Origin of the sequence: Streptomyces sp. NBC_00620 (assembly GCF_026341825.1) — a bacterium.
Classification (GTDB): Bacteria; Actinomycetota; Actinomycetes; order Streptomycetales; family Streptomycetaceae; genus Streptomyces.
Window position 1 is genome coordinate 2,419,788 of record NZ_JAPENY010000003.1, and the last position, 18,827, is coordinate 2,438,614.

General features: G+C 69.6%; 12 protein-coding genes. 2 read left to right on the forward strand and 10 right to left on the reverse strand.

The genetic code is table 11. The features are described 5' to 3' along the window. Nucleotides 1–99: 99 nt before the first annotated feature. The 5 genes from ffh to OG246_RS41740 form a co-directional block, all read right to left on the reverse strand. Nucleotides 100–1,650 (reverse strand): signal recognition particle protein, encoded by a 1,551-nt coding sequence (gene ffh / locus OG246_RS41720; protein WP_266474624.1) that lies wholly within the window; start codon nucleotides 1,648–1,650, stop codon nucleotides 100–102. 232 nt (nucleotides 1,651–1,882) lie between these two features. Then, the gene (locus OG246_RS41725) at nucleotides 1,883–4,345 is read right to left on the reverse strand and encodes a [protein-PII] uridylyltransferase (RefSeq protein WP_266474625.1); all 2,463 of its coding nucleotides are present in this window, start codon (nucleotides 4,343–4,345) and stop codon (nucleotides 1,883–1,885) included. A 27-nt stretch (nucleotides 4,346–4,372) separates the two neighbouring features. Beyond that, a complete protein-coding gene (locus OG246_RS41730) occupies nucleotides 4,373–4,711 on the reverse strand; it encodes a P-II family nitrogen regulator (RefSeq protein WP_164411711.1) in 339 nt (112 codons plus the stop codon). Continuing rightward, nucleotides 4,708–6,045 (reverse strand): ammonium transporter, encoded by a 1,338-nt coding sequence (locus OG246_RS41735; RefSeq protein WP_266474626.1) that lies wholly within the window; start codon nucleotides 6,043–6,045, stop codon nucleotides 4,708–4,710. The genes OG246_RS41730 and OG246_RS41735 overlap by 4 nt, the downstream gene beginning before the upstream one ends. Before the next feature lie 339 nt (nucleotides 6,046–6,384). After that, complete coding sequence (locus OG246_RS41740; protein WP_266474627.1) at nucleotides 6,385–7,857, reverse strand: hypothetical protein; 1,473 nt, start codon at nucleotides 7,855–7,857, stop codon at nucleotides 6,385–6,387. 447 nt (nucleotides 7,858–8,304) lie between these two features. Here OG246_RS41740 and OG246_RS41745 point away from each other — a divergent pair, with 447 nt between their 5' ends. Beyond that, complete coding sequence (locus OG246_RS41745) at nucleotides 8,305–8,967, forward strand: bifunctional DNA primase/polymerase (protein WP_266474628.1); 663 nt, start codon at nucleotides 8,305–8,307, stop codon at nucleotides 8,965–8,967. Nucleotides 8,968–9,068: 101 nt separating this feature from the next. Here the strand turns inward: OG246_RS41745 and ftsY are convergent, their stop codons facing one another. Next, entirely contained in the window at nucleotides 9,069–10,265 is a 1,197-nt protein-coding gene (gene ftsY / locus OG246_RS41750; protein WP_266474629.1) for a signal recognition particle-docking protein FtsY, read from the reverse strand. Nucleotides 10,266–10,456: 191 nt separating this feature from the next. Between ftsY and OG246_RS41755 the strand changes: the two genes are divergently transcribed. Further along, a complete protein-coding gene (locus tag OG246_RS41755) occupies nucleotides 10,457–11,428 on the forward strand; it encodes an LLM class flavin-dependent oxidoreductase (protein WP_266474630.1) in 972 nt (323 codons plus the stop codon). Between the two features lie 368 nt (nucleotides 11,429–11,796). On the opposite strand, the gene OG246_RS41760 is transcribed toward OG246_RS41755, so the two are convergent. The 4 genes from OG246_RS41760 to OG246_RS41775 form a co-directional block, all read right to left on the reverse strand. After that, entirely contained in the window at nucleotides 11,797–12,948 is a 1,152-nt protein-coding gene (locus tag OG246_RS41760) for an IS4 family transposase (RefSeq protein WP_266470583.1), read from the reverse strand. A 77-nt stretch (nucleotides 12,949–13,025) separates the two neighbouring features. After that, the gene (locus tag OG246_RS41765; protein ID WP_266474631.1) at nucleotides 13,026–14,441 is read right to left on the reverse strand and encodes a sugar porter family MFS transporter; all 1,416 of its coding nucleotides are present in this window, start codon (nucleotides 14,439–14,441) and stop codon (nucleotides 13,026–13,028) included. Between the two features lie 255 nt (nucleotides 14,442–14,696). Continuing rightward, nucleotides 14,697–18,278 (reverse strand): chromosome segregation protein SMC, encoded by a 3,582-nt coding sequence (gene smc / locus OG246_RS41770; RefSeq protein WP_266474632.1) that lies wholly within the window; start codon nucleotides 18,276–18,278, stop codon nucleotides 14,697–14,699. 208 nt (nucleotides 18,279–18,486) lie between these two features. Then, nucleotides 18,487–18,687 (reverse strand): hypothetical protein, encoded by a 201-nt coding sequence (locus OG246_RS41775; RefSeq protein ID WP_266474634.1) that lies wholly within the window; start codon nucleotides 18,685–18,687, stop codon nucleotides 18,487–18,489. Nucleotides 18,688–18,827 lie beyond the last annotated feature (140 nt).

An 18,827-nucleotide genomic window follows, 5' to 3' on the forward strand; every position in this document is an offset into this window, starting at 1 on the left:
ACGGCGCCAGCACCCGCAGAGAACGCACTGGGGGCGCCCCCGAACAGGAGGGGCGCCCCCAGCGTCGTACGAGAACACGGTCCCGTACGCGACGAACCGTCAGCCCATGAACTTCTTGAACTCGTCCGGCAGCTCGAAGTCCTTGGCACCCTGCTGGGGCAGTCCGAAGGCGCCGCCCGGCTGGGGGCCCGCCTCGCGGCGCGCCTGGGCCTCGGCCTCCTCCTGCTTGCGCTTCATCGGGTTGCCGGAGCGCTGCTTGCCCTTGGCCTGCTTCTGCTTCTTCTTGGTGCGGCCGGGGCCGCCGCCCATGCCCGGCATCCCGGGCATCCCCGGCATGCCGCCGCCCTGGGCCATGCGGGACATCATCTTGCGGGCCTCGAAGAAGCGCTCGACCAGGCCCTTCACCGCGCTGACGTCGACGCCGGAGCCCTTGGCGATACGGGCACGGCGCGAGCCGTTGATGATCGTCGGTTCCTGGCGCTCGCCCGGGGTCATCGACTTGATGATCGCGGCCGTGCGGTCGACGTCACGCTCGTCGAGGTTGGCGATCTGGTCCTTGATCTGGCCCATGCCCGGGAGCATGCCGAGCAGCTTGCTGATGCTGCCCATCTTCCGGACCTGTTCCATCTGGGCGAGGAAGTCGTCGAGCGTGAAGTCCTGGCCCTTCTTGGACGCCAGCTTGGAGGCCATCTCCTGGGCCTCTTCTTGGCTGAACGTCTTCTCCGCCTGCTCGATCAGGGTGAGCAGGTCACCCATGTCGAGGATGCGGGAGGCCATCCGGTCCGGGTGGAAGGCGTCGAAGTCGTCGAGCTTCTCGCCGTTCGACGCGAACATGATCGGCTTGCCGGTGACCGAGGCGATGGAGAGGGCGGCGCCGCCTCGGGCGTCGCCGTCCAGCTTCGAGAGCACCACACCGTCGAAGCCGACACCGTCACGGAAGGACTCCGCGGTGTTGACCGCGTCCTGGCCGATCATCGCGTCGACGACGAAGAGGATCTCGTCCGGGCTGACCGCGTCCCTGATGTCCGCGGCCTGCTGCATCAGCTCCTGGTCGATGCCCAGGCGGCCGGCGGTGTCCACGATCACGATGTCGTGGACCTTGTTCTTGGCGAACTCGATGGAGTCCTTGGCGACCTTGACCGGGTCACCGACGCCGTTGCCCGGCTCGGGCGCGTAGACGGCGACGCCCGCGCGCTCGGCGACGACGCTGAGCTGGGTCACGGCGTTCGGGCGCTGGAGGTCGGCGGCGACGAGGAGCGGGGAGTGGCCCTGGTCCTTCAGCCACTTGCCGAGCTTTCCGGCGAGCGTGGTCTTACCGGCACCCTGCAGACCGGCCAGCATGATCACGGTGGGCGGGTTCTTGGCGAACCGGAGACGGCGGGTCTCGCCGCCCAGGATGGTCACCAGCTCGCTGTTGACGATCTTGAGGATCTGCTGGGCGGGGTTCAGCGCCTTGGAGACTTCGCTCCCGAGCGCCCTCTCCTTCACGTTCTTGATGAAGGTCCGCACAACCGGCAGAGCCACGTCCGCCTCAAGGAGCGCGATGCGGATCTCGCGGGCCGTGGCGTCGATGTCCGCCTCGCTCAGACGCCCCTTGCCCCGCAGGGACTTGAAGGTGGCTGACAGGCGGTCGGAGAGAGTATCGAACACAGCGGCGTCGGTCCTCGGAGTCGGGGGCAGTCTGGGTTGCCTTCCAGGGTATCCGCCCGTGAGATGCAAACGGGCCCCTGCCCGGCGAAAAAACCGAGCAGAGGCCTCAAATCCCCGCGTGCGCGGGGAGCACGTATCGCCACCCCGGATCGTCACGAGATCCTCCGGGTCATCCCCGCGTCAGCGAGGAGCACGCCAGGAAAACGCACGAGCCGACCAGCAGGTCACGCCCTCACCCCCGCAACATCTCCTCCAGCCCCCGCGCCACCGAAGCCGCCTCCTCCCCCGGCAGCGGTGAGCCCTTCGCCCCCGTCACGTAGAACGCGTCCACCGCATTGGAACCCAGCGTGGACACATGCATGCTCCGTACCCGTACGTTCGCCTCCTCGAAGGCACGTCCGATGCGGTGCAGCAGGCCGGGGGCGTCATGGGCGCGGACCTCGATGACCGTGGCGTGACGGGATGCCGCCGGGGCGACCGTCACACGGGCCGGCGGCGCGATCGTGCCCCGGCGCCGGGGGTAGGCGGCGTCCCGCTCGGCGAGACGGCCGGCGATGTCGAGGGAGCCGTCCAGGGCGCGTACGAGATCGGCACGGAGGCGGGCGGCCTGTGGCAGGGAGCCGTACTCGGCGGCGACCCGCCAGTCGAGCAGCAGGACCGTGCCCTCGACGCCGTCGGGCAGGTCCAGGGCGCGCAGCCCGGCCGTGCGGACGGTCAGCCGGTGCATGGCGAGGACGCCCGCGACGGCGGGGAGGACGCCGGGCTGGTCGGGTACGGCGATGAGGAGCTCCACGCCCAGCGGCTCCGGATCCTCCGGCACGGAGGCGGAGGCGGCCTCGGAGTCGACGGGCTCGGTCTGCGCGCGCAGCGAAAGGACGGGGCCGCCCGTCCGGAACGACTCGATCGCGAGCCGTTCCTGTTCGGCCGTGGGCGCCACGGCGTCGGGCTCCTCGGGGGCATCCCCAGCGAGCACGGCCGAGACCCGTTTGACCAGGTCGGTGACGAGGGAGCCGCGCCACGAGGACCAGGCGGCGGGCCCGGTGGCCAGCGCGTCCGCCTCGGTGAGCGCGTGCAGCAGTTCGAGGGTGCCCTGCGAGCCGACCGCCTCGGCGACCGAGCGGACGGTGGCCGGGTCCTCCAGGTCGCGCCGGGTCGCGGTGTCGATGAGCAGCAGATGGTGGCGTACGAGGGTGGCCAGCACCGCCACGTCCGTGCGGTCGAAGCCGATCCGGGCGGCGACGTCCCGCGCGATGATCTCGCCCGCGACGGAGTGGTCGCCGGGCCAGCCCTTGCCGATGTCGTGCAGCAGGGAGGCGACGAGGAGGAGGTCGGGGCGGCCGACGCGGCGGGCCAGTTCGGAGGCGCGGACGGCCGTCTCGATGAGGTGGCGGTCGACGGTCCAGATGTGTACGGCGTTGCGCTGCGGCCGGCAGCGTACGCGCTCCCAGTCGGGCAGCAGCCTGGTGATCAGGCCCTCCGCTTCGAGCGCTTCCCAGACCTCGATGGTCGGGCGGCCGGAGCCGAGGAGCGTGACGAGCTGTTCGCGCGCCTCGGCGGGCCAGGGCGTGGGCAGGGGGCGTGCGGCGGCTGCCATGCGCCGTACGGCGTGCAGGGAGAGCGGAAGTCCCGACTGTGCCGCCGCGGCCGCCGCACGCAACGGGAGTACGGGGTCGCGCTCGGGGCGCGCAGCGCGGGCGAGCACTACCTCGCCGTCCTGCTCGACCACGCCCTCGGCGAGCGGTGAGCGCTCCGCGGCGGGCTTGGCGCCGCCGCCGAGCATGGCGCGCAGGCGCGGTCGTACGGCGCGCGACCGCAGCACGCGCCCCACCTCGCGCCATGTCACGTCGCTCGCATACGAGACGACGCGGGCCGCCTCGTACACCTGGCGCAGCAGTGTGTCGGCGTCGAGGAGGCCGAGTTCTGCGGCGACCTGGTCCTGTTCCTGGAGTGCGAGGCGGTCGGTGGCGCGTCCGGTGGTGAGGTGGAGTGCGTCGCGGACGTCCAGGAGGCGCCTTCGCGCGTCGGTGAGGCCCTCGCGGGGCGCGTCCGCGAGCCAGGAGGCGGCTACGGCGCGCAGGGCGGTGGCGTCGCGCAACCCGCCGCGCGCCTCCTTGAGGTCCGGTTCGAGGAGGTACTGGAGCTCGCCCTGGCGCTCGGCCCGTTCGGCGCACAGTTCCTGGAGTTCGGGGAGGCGTTTCGGCGCCTGGTTGCGCCAGTCGGCGAGGACGGCCGTACGCAGTCCGGCGGTGAGGCCGAGGTCGCCGGCGATGTGCCGGGCGTCCAGCAGACCGAGCTGGACCTTGAGGTCCTCGCTGGAGGTCTTGCGGGCCTCGGCCGGCGTACGGACGGAGTGGTCGAGGGCCAGGCCGAGGTCCCAGACGGGGTACCAGATGCGGTCGGCCAGGGCGGCGACGGCGCCGGAGTCGCTGCCGTCGTGCAGGAGGAGCAGGTCGAGGTCGCTGCGCGGGGAGAGTTCGCCGCGTCCGTAGCCGCCGACGGCGACGAGGGAGACGCCGCGCAGTGCCTCGGAGCCGGCGTCGAAGAGGCCGGTGAGCCAGTCGTCGGTGAGTTCGGCGAGGGCGGTACGGCGCGGCGGCCCGGACTGCGCCTCTCCTTGGAGAAGGCGCAGCCGGGCCGCCGCATAGCCGCTGGGTCCCGAGTCCTCTGCTTCCGTACGCATGTCCGTACTCGTCACCCAGCGACTCCTGTCTTTCTTCTTCTTTTAGAGCGCGTCCGGGCCGCGCTCGCCGGTCCGGACCCGGACGGCGGTCTCGACCGGGATCGACCAGACCTTGCCGTCACCGATCTTGCCGGTGCGGGCCGCCTTGACGATGACGTCGATCAGGCCTTCGGCGTCGTCGTCCTCGGCCAGTACCTCGATGCGGATCTTGGGCACCAGGTCGACCGTGTACTCGGCACCACGGTAGACCTCGGTGTGTCCACGCTGCCGACCGTAGCCGCTGGCCTCGGTGACCGTCAGTCCGTGTACCCCGAAGGCCTGCAGGGCCTCCTTGATCTCGTCGAGCCGGTGAGGCTTCACGACGGCGGTGATGAGCTTCATGCGTCCACCTTCTTGGCTGTGCCCTCAGCGGGGGTCGGCGAGGAAGTGAAGCCGGCGCCACCGCCGGTGCCGCTGAAGTCGTATGCGGTCTCGGCGTGCTCGGCCTGGTCGATGCCCGCGACCTCCTCGTCCTCGCTGACCCGCATCCCGATCGTCTTGTCGATCAGGAAGGCGAGGATCGCGGAGGCGACGAGGGAGTAGCCGAGGACTGCGAAGACACCGGCGCACTGCTTCCAGAACTGGTCGAGACCGCCGCCGTAGAAGAGGCCCTCGACGTCGGACTGGCCCTTGCCGGAGGCGAAGAAGCCGATGAGCAGGGAGCCGACGACACCGCCGACGAGGTGGACACCGACGACGTCGAGCGAGTCGTCGTAGCCGAACTTGTACTTCAGGCCGACGGCCATGGCGCACAGCACACCGGCGATGACGCCGACGGCGATCGCGCCGAGCGGGGAGACCGCACCGCCGGACGGGGTGATCGCGACCAGACCGGCGACCGCGCCGGAGGCGGCACCGAGGGTGGTGAACGCGCCGTGGCGGATCTTCTCGTAGGCGAGCCAGGCGAGCATCGCAGCGGCGGTGGCGATCTGCGTGTTGAGGAACATCAGCGCGCCGACACCGTCGTCGTTGCCGAGCCACGAACCTGCGTTGAATCCGAACCAGCCGAACCAGAGGAGACCGGCGCCGAGCATGACCAGCGGGAGGCTGTGCGGGCGCATCGGGTCCTTCTTGAAGCCCACGCGCTTACCGATGACGAGAATCACGCCGAGCGCCGCGGCACCGGCGTTGATGTGGACCGCCGTACCACCGGCGAAGTCGATCACACCGAGGTCGAACGCCCAGCCGCCGGTGCCCCACACCCAGTGCGCGACCGGGAAGTACACGACCGTGACCCACAGGGCGATGAAGAGGGACCAGGCGGTGAACTTCACACGGTCCGCGAGCGCGCCGCTGATCAGGGCGGGCGTGATGATGGCGAACATCAGCTGGAAGGCGGCGAACACCGTGATCGGGATGGTGTAGCCGTCCCACAGGTCCGTGATGCCGACGCCGCCGAATCCGACGTAGTCGGAGGTCCAGCCGATGAGCGAGCCCTTGTCCGTGCCGAAGGCGAGGGAGAAGCCGTACACCACCCACAGGATGGTGACTATGCCCATGCTGATGAAGCTCATCATCAGCATGTTCAAGGTGCTCTTGACGCGGACCATGCCTCCGTAGAAGAAGGCCAGGCCGGGCGTCATGATCAGCACCAGGGCGGAACAGATGAGCATGAACCCTGTGTTGGCAGCAGACAGCGTGGGTGCATCTGCGGCAAGGGTGATGGCTGGTGCCATCGGCGTCTCCTCGTCGATTGGTACGGCCCCGTGCGGGCGAAGCCTGAAGTGGGCGTGAGGGGTGGGCCGGTTATGCGCCATGAGATTGGCGCAGCGCGGTTTCGGTCGGCACCCCTCGATGTTTCGCCGCAGTGACGAAGGCGCCTTGTGTGTTACGCGTCGATGAACTGCCTGAGACCGGGCCGAGCGATCGTTATCGTGGCGCAACCTTCTCCGAAGGGAGAAAGGCCGGCCGCGGTCGGCCGTCCGATGACCTGGCATGGGGGAGCCGAGTCGGGCAGTTCGGGACGGCCGGCCGCGGCCGGGGTACTGGGGCGTAGGCCGCTCACGCGGTCCGGGTCAGACCGCCTCGGCGGTCTCGGGCAGGTCGACGGCGAGCTGGTCGGTGAGGTCGACGACCTCGGCGAGGTCCCCGAAGTCGCGGGCCGCAGTGTCGACCGTCTTTCGGATACGAGTGTTCACGCGCTCCGAGCGCACTTTCTTCGCGTACGACATTGCTTCCTTGGCTCGGACCGCACTCTTCTCGGGCTCCCGCTGGAGGAGGTGCACGGTGGCCATGCCGATGAGGTTCAGTGCGTACGAACGCTGGTGTTCGGGGTCCTTGGCGAAGAGGTCGACGGCCTGCTGCATCAGGGGCTCCGCCATGGAGGCGTAGGTGGGGCTGCGGCCCGCGACATAGGCGAGGTCGCGGTAGGAGTGGGAGTTCTCGCCGTACAGCTCGGCCTTGGAGAAGAAGCGGATCCAGTCGGGGTCCGGGTCGTCCCATTCGTGGACGTCGGAGAAGGTGTCCTCGGCCATCCGGACGGCGCGCTTGCACTTTCCGGGCTGGCCCATGTTGGCGTACGCGCGGGCCTCCATCGCATACAGCATGGACTGGGTGCGGGGGCTCGCGCAGTCACGGCTTCCGTACTGCGCGAGGTGGATGAGTTCCAGGGCGTCCTCGGGCCGGCCCAGGTGGATCATCTGGCGGCTCATGCTGGACAGGACGTACGAGCCGAGGGGCTTGTCGCCCGCTTCCTTGGCGGCGTGCAGGGCGAGGACGAAGTACTTCTGCGCGGTGGGCTGGAGCCCCACGTCGTAGCTCATCCAGCCCGCCAGCTCGGCCAGCTCGGCGGCGACCTTGAACAGGCGCCTGTTCGTCGCGGCGGGCTGGGGTTCCTGGAGCAGGTCCGTCACCTCGTGCAGCTGTCCGACGACCGCTTTGCGGCGCAGGCCGCCACCGCATTGGGCGTCCCACTGCCGGAACATCACGGTGGTGGACTCCAGGAGGTCCAGCTCCGGCTTGGAGAGCCGGCCGCGGCGCACCGAGGTGGAGGGCTCGGGCTCCTCCGGCGGAGCCATCGGCGAGGGCACGAGCCAGCGCTGCATGGGTTCGATGAGGGCCGGGCCCGCGGCGAGGGCGAGCGAGCTGCCGAGGAAGCCGCGGCGCGCCAGCATCAGGTCGCTGCGTGAATACTCGCTGATCAGCGCCACGGTCTGCGGGCCCGTCCAGGGCAGGTCGACGCCGGACACGGACGGTGACTGGTGGGCGGCGCGCAGGCCGAGGTCCTCGACGGCGACGACACAGCCGAAGCGCTCGGAGAACAGCTCGGACAGGATCCGCGGGATCGGCTCGCGCGGGTTCTCCCCGTCCAGCCAGCGGCGCACCCGCGAGGTGTCCGTGGAGATGTGGTTGGCCCCCAACTGGCGGGCCCTGCGGTTCACTTGACGTGCGAGCTCACCCTTGGACCAGCCGCTGCGCACGAACCACGAGCCGAGCAGCTCGTTGGGGCGCTTGTCAGCGTTCGTCCCGCCTCCGCCGTTGCCGCCCACTGGAACGCCCCCATCCCTGAGACCACTTGTACGCTGCGTGCGCCAAGCCCTATCAGAATGCCGGTAAATACGGCCGCACGTCCGGTAGTTCTCACCCTTCGAACGGGAAGCCGACTTGCCCTTGGCATACCCACGAGTGCACACGTCCCCAGGACTCGTGTACTCAAAGTAATCCTACGATCACCCCTCCAGCCATGGCGATCCCGGAAACGCCACCATTCGCCACCCCTTCGAATGAACTCCGCGTCGCCCACGCGCGATTCACTTGACACAGGATGGCCGGGAGTGGGCGGAGCGGTGTGCGCCGGGGCGCACGATGCAGAGCGCACTACCTGGGGCACTACTGGGCGCCGTCTGAACCGGGCGGCACAGGGGAAGTCGGGAACACAGGGTCACGTTCCCATTCCGTCACGTAACCACCGGTACGTCGGACCCGTTGGAGGGGGCATGGGCTTCACGATCGGCAGTAGTCGGGGGACGCGCGAACTCCGGCCCGGTTCACGGCGCCGCGGCCGCTCGACGGAGTGCACCGCGGTGGCGGAGTTCACCGGGCTGTGGGGCTGGGACGTGGTCCCCGGCGCCCGGGCCGCCGCGGGAGCGTGCTCGTGCGGAAGGGCCGACTGCCCCGCGCCGGGTGCGCATCCACTGGACTTCGCGCCGTCGATCCCGGGCGGCGCCACACTCGACGAAGTGACCGAGGCCTGGGCCGAGTTCCCGGGGGCCGCCATGATGCTGCCGGTCGGCCGCGCCTTCGACGTGATCGAGGTCGCCGAGCCCGCCGGGCGCCGGGCGCTCGTCCGGCTCGAACGCATGGGGCTCCCCCTCGGACCCGTGGCGGCGACCCCGGACGGCCGCGCCCACTTCTTCGTCGCCCCCGGCTCCGCACCCGAACTCCCCGAGCTGCTCTACCGGATGGGCTGGGACGACGCCTCCCTCGACCTGCACGGCCTGGGCCCGGGTACGCACATCACCGCCCCGCCCTCCGACCGCTCGGGCCTCGGCCCGGTCCGCTGGCTGCGCTCCCCCGCACTGGACTCGGCGACGAAACCGCCACAAGCCCGGCTACTGCTGGGGACGCTGGCGTATGTGGCACACCGGTCGCGCGTGTAGGCCGTTCCCGAACCTTGGGCTCACATGACGAAGCGCCCGCTCCCAACTGCACCTTGGGGGCGGGCGCTTCTTCGTAGCAGGTACTGAAATCAGTACCTGCCCTACTCCCCGATAAGGGCGTCAACGAACGCCTCCGGCTCGAACGGCGCCAGATCGTCCGCCCCCTCTCCCAGACCGACCAGCTTGACCGGCACGCCCAGCTCACGCTGCACCGCGATCACGATGCCGCCCTTGGCCGTCCCGTCGAGCTTGGTCAGCACGATGCCGGTGATGTCGACGACCTCGGCGAAGACACGGGCCTGGACGAGACCGTTCTGTCCGGTGGTGGCGTCGAGGACGAGCAGGATCTCGTCCAGTGGCGCGTGCTTCTCGACGACGCGCTTGACCTTGCCGAGCTCGTCCATGAGCCCGGTCTTGGTGTGCAGCCGGCCCGCGGTGTCGATGAGGACGACGTCCGCGCCCTCCTCGATGCCTTCCTTGACCGCGTCGAAGGCGATCGAGGCCGGGTCACCGCCCTCGGGACCGCGCACGGTACGGGCGCCCACCCGCTCGCCCCAGGTCTGCAGCTGGTCGGCGGCGGCGGCACGGAAGGTGTCGGCGGCGCCCAGGAGGACGTGCTTGCCGTCGGCCACGAGCACGCGGGCGAGCTTGCCCGTGGTGGTCGTCTTGCCGGTTCCGTTGACCCCGACGACCATCACGATGCCCGGGGTGTCGAGGTTCGAGTCGGTCTTGACCGTGCGGTCGAACTCGGGAACGAGCAGCTGGAGCAGCTCCTCGCGCAGCAGAGCACGCAGCTCGTCCGGCGTACGGGTGCCGAGCACCTTCACACGCTCACGCAGCCGGTCGACCAGCTCCTGGGTGGGCTGCACGCCTACGTCGGCGGTGAGCAGCGTGTCCTCGATCTCCTCCCAGGTGTCCTCGTCGAGGTGCTCGCGCGAGAGGAGCGTGAGCAGCCCCTTGCCGAGCGCGTTCTGCGAGCGGGAGAGCCGGGCGCGCAGACGCACCAGACGCCCCGCGGAGGGCTCCGGGACCTCGATCTCGGGAAGGGCCGGGGGTTCCTCGACCGCGACGGGAGCCGAGGCGGCCTCCGGGAGGTCCACCTCTTCTATCGTGCGGCGCGGTTCTTCCCGCGGCGTCTCGGCCTCGTCGCCGACGTGCGGCTCGGCCGGAGGGGCGGTGATGTCGGGGGCGACGGGGGGCGGCGGAGGCAGCTTCCGCTTGCGACTGCCGACGACCAGCCCGCCGAGCGCGCCGATCACGACGACGGCGATGACTACAGCAAGGATGACGATTTCCATAACGAGACCCAGTATCAGCCATCCCTCCCTCGGCAGGGAGAATCCCTGCCGAGGGAGGCATTCTGTAGCTTCCTCCAAAGAGACGAGCCCCTCGCACGGAACGCGGAACCCCGCGAACCCGAGCCCGCCGCTATGGCCGTCTGACGAACCGTCAGCTACCGTCCCCCTCCACACACGAAGGGGGGCTCACCATGCCCGTAACGGTCGTACGCTTCAACCTCGTTGACCCCGACGCCACCCCCGCGTCGCTGAGTGCCCGCTACAAGGCGGCCGTTGAGATGGCCGCGTACGCCGACGACCGCGGCATCACCACCGTGCAGACCGAGGAGCACCACGGCGTCGCCAACAACTGGTTGCCCTCGCCGTTCGCCTTCGCGGGCGCGGTCTTCGGCGCGACCCGGCACATCGCGGTCACCGTGTCGGCGGTCATCGGCCCGCTGCACGACCCGCTCCGGCTCGCGGAGGACATCGCCGTACTCGATCTGCTCAGTGGCGGACGTCTCATCACCGTCGCGGGAATCGGCTACCGGCCCGAGGAGTACGCCCTCTTCGACGTCGACTGGAAGCGGCGCGGCAAGCTCCAGGACGAGCTGCTTGAGACGGTGCTGAAGGCGTGGACCGGCGAGGAGTTCGAGTACCGGGGCCGGACCGTACGGGTCACTCCGCGGCCGTTCTCGGATCCGCACCCCCTGCTGCTGGTCGGCGGCTCGTCGAAGGCGGCGGCGCGGCGGGCGGCCCGCCTGGGCCTTCCCTTCTTCCCCAGCGCCCACCTGCCCGAGCTGGAGGCGTACTACAAGGAGCGGCTCATCGAGTACGGCACCGAGGGCTGGACCATGATGCCGTCGGCCGAGACCCCGCTCCTGCACATCGCCGAGGACCCCGACCGGGCCTGGGCCGAGTACGGCAAGCACTTCCTGCACGAGGCACGGACGTACGCCTCCTGGCAGTCCGGCGACATCCGCTCGGCGGTGAAGTCGGCGGCCACGACGGTCGACGAGCTGCGCGCCGAGGGCGTCTACCGGATCCTCACGCCCGACGCGTGCGTGGCACACGGCCTCGACAACTACGTCCTGCACCCGCTGTCCGGCGGGATGCCCGTCGACGAGGGCTGGCGCAGCCTGCACCTGTTCTGCGAAAGCGTCCTGCCCCGCCTCAAGGACTGAGAGCGCCAAGAAGACGTACTGCCCCGGCTCAAGGCCTCGAAGGCCGAGCCGGGGCAGTACGTCTTCTTACGAGTACGGGGAGAAGGGCAGCGGGGGTTTGGCCCGTCTCCCCGAGTTTCGGGGGGCCGTTCCTACGAGGCCTAGCCCCAATGCCGTTGCGTTATGGGCCTGTGGGTTGGGGTCGTTTGATGAGGATGGCCTGGGTGCCGGTGCGGGTGGGCTGGGGCCAGTGACGGTGTTCAGCCCGTTTGAGCCAGTAGTTGGACATCTTTCGTTTGACAACACGGGGCTGGCTGCGCAGGCGTCTGGCGGGAAGGAGCCTTTCCAGCAGGTCTTCCTGGAGTAATCGCAAGGCCTGGACCAGGAGGTCAGGGGGAAAAGCTGCCGGGCGTAACGGTCACACTGCGGCGAGCGGAGCGCAGAGTCTCGGTGAAGGAGACGCGGTCGGGGTCGAGTTGGCGGGTGGCCGCGGTTCTGAGCATCAGCTCCCGCAGTGCATGGTGGACCAGGAGATGGGCCCAGATCTGTTGCAGGACACCGTCGGGTGTCTTGCTGCTGAGGACCACCTTCGCGCCGCGCTGGTGGGTTTTGATCTCGGCGAAGACGGATTCGATCTCCCAGCGTTCGCGGTAGAGGGCGGCCAGTTGCCGGGCCGGATAGCGGCGGGCGTCCAGGAGAGTGGTGATCAGGCGGTAGTCCTGGGCCGTGTCTTTGAGCTGGTAGGCCAGGACACGCACGGTGACCGGGTCGCGGTGGGAGGCGTCGGTGCCGGCATGGATGCGTGAGATCCAGGACCCGTCGCGCAGTGGCCTGTCGATGGGCAGGACACGGTTGGCGGGCACCCGCCACAGCAGGTCGGCGCCGGTGGCGGTGAAGGCCTGCCACAGTGGGACGCCGAGGAACTCGCGGTCGGCCAGCACGAGTTGGCCTGGCCCGCAGGAGCGGGGCAGGCGGCCCACCAGGGTCACTTCCCCGGTGCGGCAGCCGGCGAGTTCGGCGTCCAGCACCGCATGGCTGCCCACCTCCACCAAGGCGGCCATCCGCACCTGCACAAAGGCACTCCGGCCGGTCCCACGACCGTTGCCGGGACGGCCGAAGGCCGCTTGATTGGCCTCACTGTCGGCGGCATCCCAGCAGGTCCCGTCCACCGCCAGAACCCGCAAGCCCCGCCAGAACGCCCCCGGAGTCGCCTCGGTGGCCATCGGCTTCGCGGTCGTGGCGAACAGCACCCGCAGCGGCTCGGATCCCAGCCGCTGCCGGGCCCGAAACAGTGACGACTTCGCCGGAACGTGCCAGTCACCCAGCAGTCCCAGACCGCGAAGCCCCGCGACCAAGTGCCGCATCACTTCTAGATACGGGGCGGGAGAGAACAGCGCCAGCCCCAGCACGAAGTACACCACCAGCCGGGCGGGCAGCAGCCGCTTACGCCGCTCGGACCGGCCACACGCTGCCACCACCCGATCCACCAACCCCGGCGGATACACCCAGGTCAACAGCCCCAGACCCGATAAGTCAGACACACTCGCGGCCACCCGCATCACCCCCGGGACCCACTCCCAACCAGCCTACGCCCAAGGCAAAAGCAACGGCATTGGGCCTAGCCCATCTCTTCCAGCGTCTTCCCCTTGGTCTCCTTCACGTACTTGAGCACGAAGGGGATGGAGAGCGCGGCGAAGATCGTGTAGATCACGTAGGTCGCGGAGAGGTTCCAGTCGGCCAGCGACGGGAAGCTCGCGGTGATGGCCCAGTTGGCGATCCACTGCGCGGAGGCGGCGACGCCGAGCGCGGCGGCGCGGATCCTGTTCGGGAACATCTCGCCGAGGAAGACCCAGACCACGACACCCCAGGAGAGGGCGAAGAAGAGGACGAAGACGTGGGCGGCGATCAGGGCGACCCAGCCCTGGGTGGCCGGCAGCTTGCCATCCACCAGGTCGAAGGAGAAGGCCCAGGCCTCCAAGCCGAGCCCGATGACCATGCCCACGGAGCCGATGAGAGCGAGCGGCTTACGGCCGATCCGGTCGACGAAGATCATGGCGATCACGGTGCCGATGATGTTGATGATCGACGTCGTGAACGAGTAGAGGAACGAATCGGTCGGGTCGACGCCGACCGACTGCCACAGCGTGGAGGAGTAGTAGAACGCGACGTTGATGCCGACGAACTGCTGGAAGACCGAGAGGCCGATGCCGACCCAGACGATCGGCTTGAAGAAGAACGTGCCGCCGAGCAGGTCCTTGAAGGTCGACTTGTGCTCACTCTTCATGGCGTGATCGATCTCGGCGACGCGGACGTCCAGGTCGATCTTGTCGCCCTCGACCTCCTTGAGCACCTCACGGGCACGCTCGTCCCGGCCCACGGAGACCAGGAAGCGCGGCGACTCGGGGATCGCGAAGGAGAGCAGACCGTAGAGGATGGCCGGGATGACCATGACGCCGAGCATGACCTGCCAGGCTTCGAGGCCCATGACCTGACCGCGCTGGTCACCGTCGGCGGCGTTCAGGATGCCCCAGTTGACCAGCTGCGAAATGGCGATGCCGATCACGATGGCGGCCTGCTGGAAGGAGCCGAGGCGCCCGCGGTACGCGGCAGGCGCGACCTCGGCGATGTAGGCGGGGCCGATGACGGAGGCCATGCCGATGGCGAACCCGCCGATGATCCGCCAGAAGGCGAGGTCGTACAGGGAGAAGGGCAGCGCGGACCCGACGGCGCTGACCGTGAACATGACGGCCGAGATCTGCATACAGCGGATGCGGCCGATGCGGTCGGCTATGCGGCCCGCGGTCGCCGCGCCGATGGCGCAGCCGATCAGTGCGATGGCGATGACCTGGGCCAGCGCCGCCGAGCCGATGTCGTACCGGCTTCGGATGGCCTCGACGGCGCCGTTGATCACGGCACTGTCGTAGCCGAAGAGGAACCCGCCCATCGCGGCCGCCGCCGCGATGAAGATGACATGCCCGAGATGCTCGGGATGAGCCTCTCGGGCTCCTGACTTGGGGGGCACTGTGCTGGTCACGTGTAACTCCTCGGGCCACCGGCCTCACTGCCGGGGGTGTGGGGCGAGCCCTTCAAGTGGTCATACAAGTGGCGCACAACTTCACGCCGCCCACCACCTGAAGGTAAAAGCAACGTTGCAGAGACTATGCCTTCAAGTTTCGAAGTCAACAGTCCGCTTGCTGTGAATTTTTGACACAGAGACGGTGCCCATTCATTCAACACTTGAACTCAAGGAGAAGCCCAGGTCACGACCCGTGTGGACTACACGCATCCACTAGCGAAGACGCTGGCTGATGACCTTTGACACACCGTCGCCCTGCATCGAGACGCCGTACAACGCGTCGGCGACCTCCATCGTGCGCTTCTGGTGCGTGATCACGATCAGCTGCGAGGCCTCCTGCAGCTCCTGCATGATCCGGATCAGCCGCTGGAGGTTGGTGTCGTCGAGCGCCGCCTCGACCTCGTCCATCACGTAGAACGGACTGGGCCGCGCCTTGAAGATCGACACGAGCAGGGCCACGGCGGTCAGGGACCGTTCGCCACCGGAGAGCAGGCTCAGCCGCTTGACCTTCTTGCCCGGAGGACGGGCCTCCACATCGACGCCCGTGGTGAGCATGTTGTCGGGATCGGTCAGGATCAGCCGCCCCTCCCCGCCCGGGAACAGCCGGCTGAAGACCCCCTCGAACTGCCGGGCGGTGTCCCGGTACGCCTCGGTGAAGACCTGCTCGACGCGCTCGTCGACCTCCTTCACCACTTGAAGCAGGTCCGTGCGCGTCTTCTTGAGGTCCTCCAACTGCTCGCTGAGGAACTTGTGGCGCTCCTCCAGCGCGGCGAACTCCTCAAGGGCGAGCGGGTTGACCTTCCCGAGCTGCTGGTACGCCCGTTCGGCTGACTTGAGCCGCCGCTCCTGCTCGGCGCGGTGGAACGGCCGGGGCTGGTTGCGCGGGTGCTCCGGGTCCTCGGGCAGTTCCTCACCCTCGGCGGGGAGCGAGGGCGGCACCGGCTGCTGCGGGCCGTAGTCGGCCACCAGACCCGCCGGTTCGACACCCATCTCCTCCAGCGCCTTCGACTCCAGCTGCTCGATGCGCATCCGCTTCTCGGCGCCGAGCACCTCACCGCGGTGAACCGAATCCGTGAGTTTGTCGAGCTCGCCCTTGAGGTCGCGTCCTTCGTTGCGGGCGACACCGAGCGCCTGCTCCCGGTGGGCCTTGGCGTTCTCGGCGGCGGCCCGCTCCTCCTGGGCCCTGGTCAGCGAGACCTCGACGTGCGCGAGCAGCTGCCGCGCGCCGGAGGCGACGGCCTCGGCGACCGCTGCCTCGTGCCGCAGCCTGGCCCGCCGCTGCTCGGCACGCGCGCGTGCCTCGCGTTCGGCACGCGCGGCCTTGTCGAGTCCGTCGGCCCGCCCGGCGAGCCCCTTGACCCGCTCCTCGTGCGTACGCACCTGGAGCCGGGCCTCCATCTCGGTCTGCCGCGCGTTGGCGCCGTCGGCGGCCAGCCGGTCCCGTACGCCGGTGTCGGGCTCCTCCTCCACCGGCATCTCCTCGGCGACGGTGAGCCGCTCGGCCAGCTCCTCCGCCTCCTCCACGGCCCGGTCGAGCGCGTCCTGCGCCCGCGCGGCGGCGGCGGTACTCCGCTCGGCCTCCCCCGCCGCGCCCCGCGCCTGCCCGGCCAGCCGTCCCAGCTGCTGTGCCACGGACGACTTCTCCCGCTCGGCGGCCCGCCGCCGCTCCCCCAGCTCCTCGACGAGCGCGGCACATTCCTTCCGCCGCCCGGTGGCCTCGTGCTGTGCCTCGCCGAGCGCCTCACACCGCACAGCCAGCTCTTCGAGCTCCGCCGCCGCCTCGTCGACGGACGCCTGCACCTCCAGCAGACTCGGCGCCCCGGCCGACCCGCCGTGCGCGAAGTGCGCCCCCAGCAGGTCCCCTTCAGCGGTGACCGCGGTCAGCTCCGGCCGCGCGTAGACGAGTTCCTCGGCGTCCTCGAGCGTGCCGACCACGACGATCCCGCGCAGCAGCCGCCGTACGGCGGGCATGAGCTCGGCGGGGCCCCGGACGAGATCGGCGGCGTACGGAGGTCCGTCGTTCCGTTCCTGACGAGGTACGCCGCCCTCCATCGCGTGCGTGCCCCGCTCCTCCGGCCCGCCCGCCAGCAGCAACGCCGCCCGCCCCGCGTCCTGCTTGCGGAGCATGCGGATGGCGTCCGCCGCCGAGGCGGGGGTGGTGACGGCGATGGCGTCGGCCGCGGCGCCGAAGGCGGCGGCCAGCGGGACCTCGAAGCCGGGAGTGACCGAGAGGAGTTCGGCCGCGGGGCCGAGGAGTCCGGTGAGGCGGTCCTGCGCGCCGAGCAGTGCTCCCGTGCCGTCCTTGCGGCGCAGTCCGAGGGCGAGTGCCTCACGGCGGGCCTGGGTCGCGGCACGCTTGCGTTCCGCTGCCGTGGCCGCCTCGCGGGCCGCCGTCAGCGCGGCTTCCGCGTCGGCCAGCGCCCGCTTGGCCGCCTCGTGCTGTTCCGTCAGCTCGGCGTCGTCCGCGTCGAGGCCGTCGACCTCGGCCTTCAGCTGCTCGTACTCCTCCTGGGCCGCGAACGCCCGCTCCTGGGCCTCGTCGCGCGCGGCGGCGAGGCGGTCGATCTCGGCCTGGGCGGAGGCGGCCCGGGAACGCGCGGCATTGACCTGGCCGTTGAGACGGGCGAGCCCCTCGCGGCGGTCGGCGATGGCGCGGGCGACGTCCTTGAGGCGCCGCTCCTCGACGGCGAGCTCGCGCTCCAGCTCGGCCCGGTGCGCGACGGTGTCCTCGAGGGCGTGCTCGGCGGCCTCCAGGGCCGCTTCGAGCTCGGCCTCCTGCTCCCGGATCCGCGCGGCCTCGCGCTCCATGTCCTCCGGGTCGCGTCCGCGCCGCTCCTCGGGAGGTGTCGAAGTCGCGCTCTTCACACGAGCGTCGGCCAGCGAGATCGTGCCACGCACCCGCTCGGCGAGCTGCGACAGCTCGTACCAGGTCTGCTGGGCGCGCTGCAGGCGAGGAGTGAGCTGCCGGACCTCGTCCTCCAGGAGCGCTTCGCGCTGCTGCGCCTTCTTCAGCTCGGCCTCGGCGGCTTCCTTGCGTTCCTTGAGCGCGGCCTCGTCGGCGATCTCGGTCTGGAGTGCCTGCCGCAGCCGTACGAGATCGTCGGCGAGGAGACGGAGCCGGGCGTCGCGCAGATCGGCCTGGATGACGGCGGCCCGGCGCGCGACGGCGGCCTGCCTGCCCAGTGGCTTCAACTGCCGCCGCAGTTCGTCGGTCAGGTCCTGGACCCGCGCCAGGTTCGCCTGCATCGCGTCCAGCTTCCGCAGCGCTTTCTCCTTGCGCTTGCGGTGCTTGAGAACGCCCGCGGCCTCCTCGATGAAGGCGCGGCGGCCCATCGGATCGGCGTGGAGTACGGAGTCGAGCTGGCCCTGTCCGACGATGACGTGCATCTCGCGGCCGATACCGGAGTCACTCAGCAGTTCCTGGATGTCAAGGAGGCGACACGTGTCGCCGTTGAGCTGGTACTCGCTGCCGCCGTTGCGGAACATGATCCGCGTGATGGTGACTTCGGCGTACTCGATGGGCAGCGCGCCGTCGGAGTTGTCGATGGTGAGGGACACCTCGGCCCGGCCGAGCGGCGGACGCCCGGTGGTGCCGGCGAAGATGACGTCCTCCATCTTGCCGCCGCGCAGCGACTTGGCACCCTGCTCGCCCATGACCCAGCTGAGCGCGTCCACGACATTGGACTTGCCCGAACCGTTGGGGCCCACGACACAGGTGATACCCGGCTCGAACCGCAGCGTGGTCGCCGAGGCGAACGATTTGAACCCGCGCAGGGTCAGGGCCTTGAGGTGCACGCCGCTGGACTCTACCTTTCGGGCCGGTCTCACTCCATGAACGCGCGGTTTCACCCATGAACGTGCAGGGCACACCAGACGTTAAAGACAGTGAAAGAGTGCGCGGGGGAAAGAAGAAGGGACGCCGAAGAGGCGTCCCTTGCAATTCTGACAACTTAGCGGTTGATGTGGGCTGCCCAACCACTGCTGTCGTGGTGCGATGCAGTGATCAGGTGAGCGCAGGCTCCGCCTGGGGTACGTCGAGATCAAGAAGCGAGTCGTGAGAAGCGGCAGCCGCGAGCGCGTCGTTCTCGGCCTGGATCCGTACGAGCTCGGATTCGAGGTCCTGTACGCGCTGCTGGAGCCGTCGCATCTCGGCAATGAGTCGCGGGTCGGAACCGCCGACGTAACCGAGAAGCGCCTTTGCCATGATGGATGGTCCTCCACACTGAGTGACCGACCGAAACGGTGTGGGTCGATGGGTCGTGAGGGAATCGCACCCGCGATGCTTGACACTTTTAAGTTCTTGCTGCTGTTCCACATGCCAAACAGCTAAGGTGCGCGGGGCTT

Excerpts from the sequence above, each read along its gene's own strand:
- OG246_RS41730 (WP_164411711.1), bottom strand. The coding sequence starts at position 4,711 with ATGAAGCTCATCACCGCCGTCGTGAAGCCTCACCGGCTCGACGAGATC.
- OG246_RS41735 (WP_266474626.1), bottom strand. The coding sequence starts at position 6,045 with ATGGCACCAGCCATCACCCTTGCCGCAGATGCACCCACGCTGTCTGCT.
- OG246_RS41745 (WP_266474628.1), top strand. The coding sequence starts at position 8,305 with ATGGGCTTCACGATCGGCAGTAGTCGGGGGACGCGCGAACTCCGGCCC.
- ftsY (WP_266474629.1), bottom strand. The coding sequence starts at position 10,265 with ATGGAAATCGTCATCCTTGCTGTAGTCATCGCCGTCGTCGTGATCGGC.
- OG246_RS41755 (WP_266474630.1), top strand. The coding sequence starts at position 10,457 with ATGCCCGTAACGGTCGTACGCTTCAACCTCGTTGACCCCGACGCCACC.
- OG246_RS41775 (WP_266474634.1), bottom strand. The coding sequence starts at position 18,687 with ATGGCAAAGGCGCTTCTCGGTTACGTCGGCGGTTCCGACCCGCGACTC.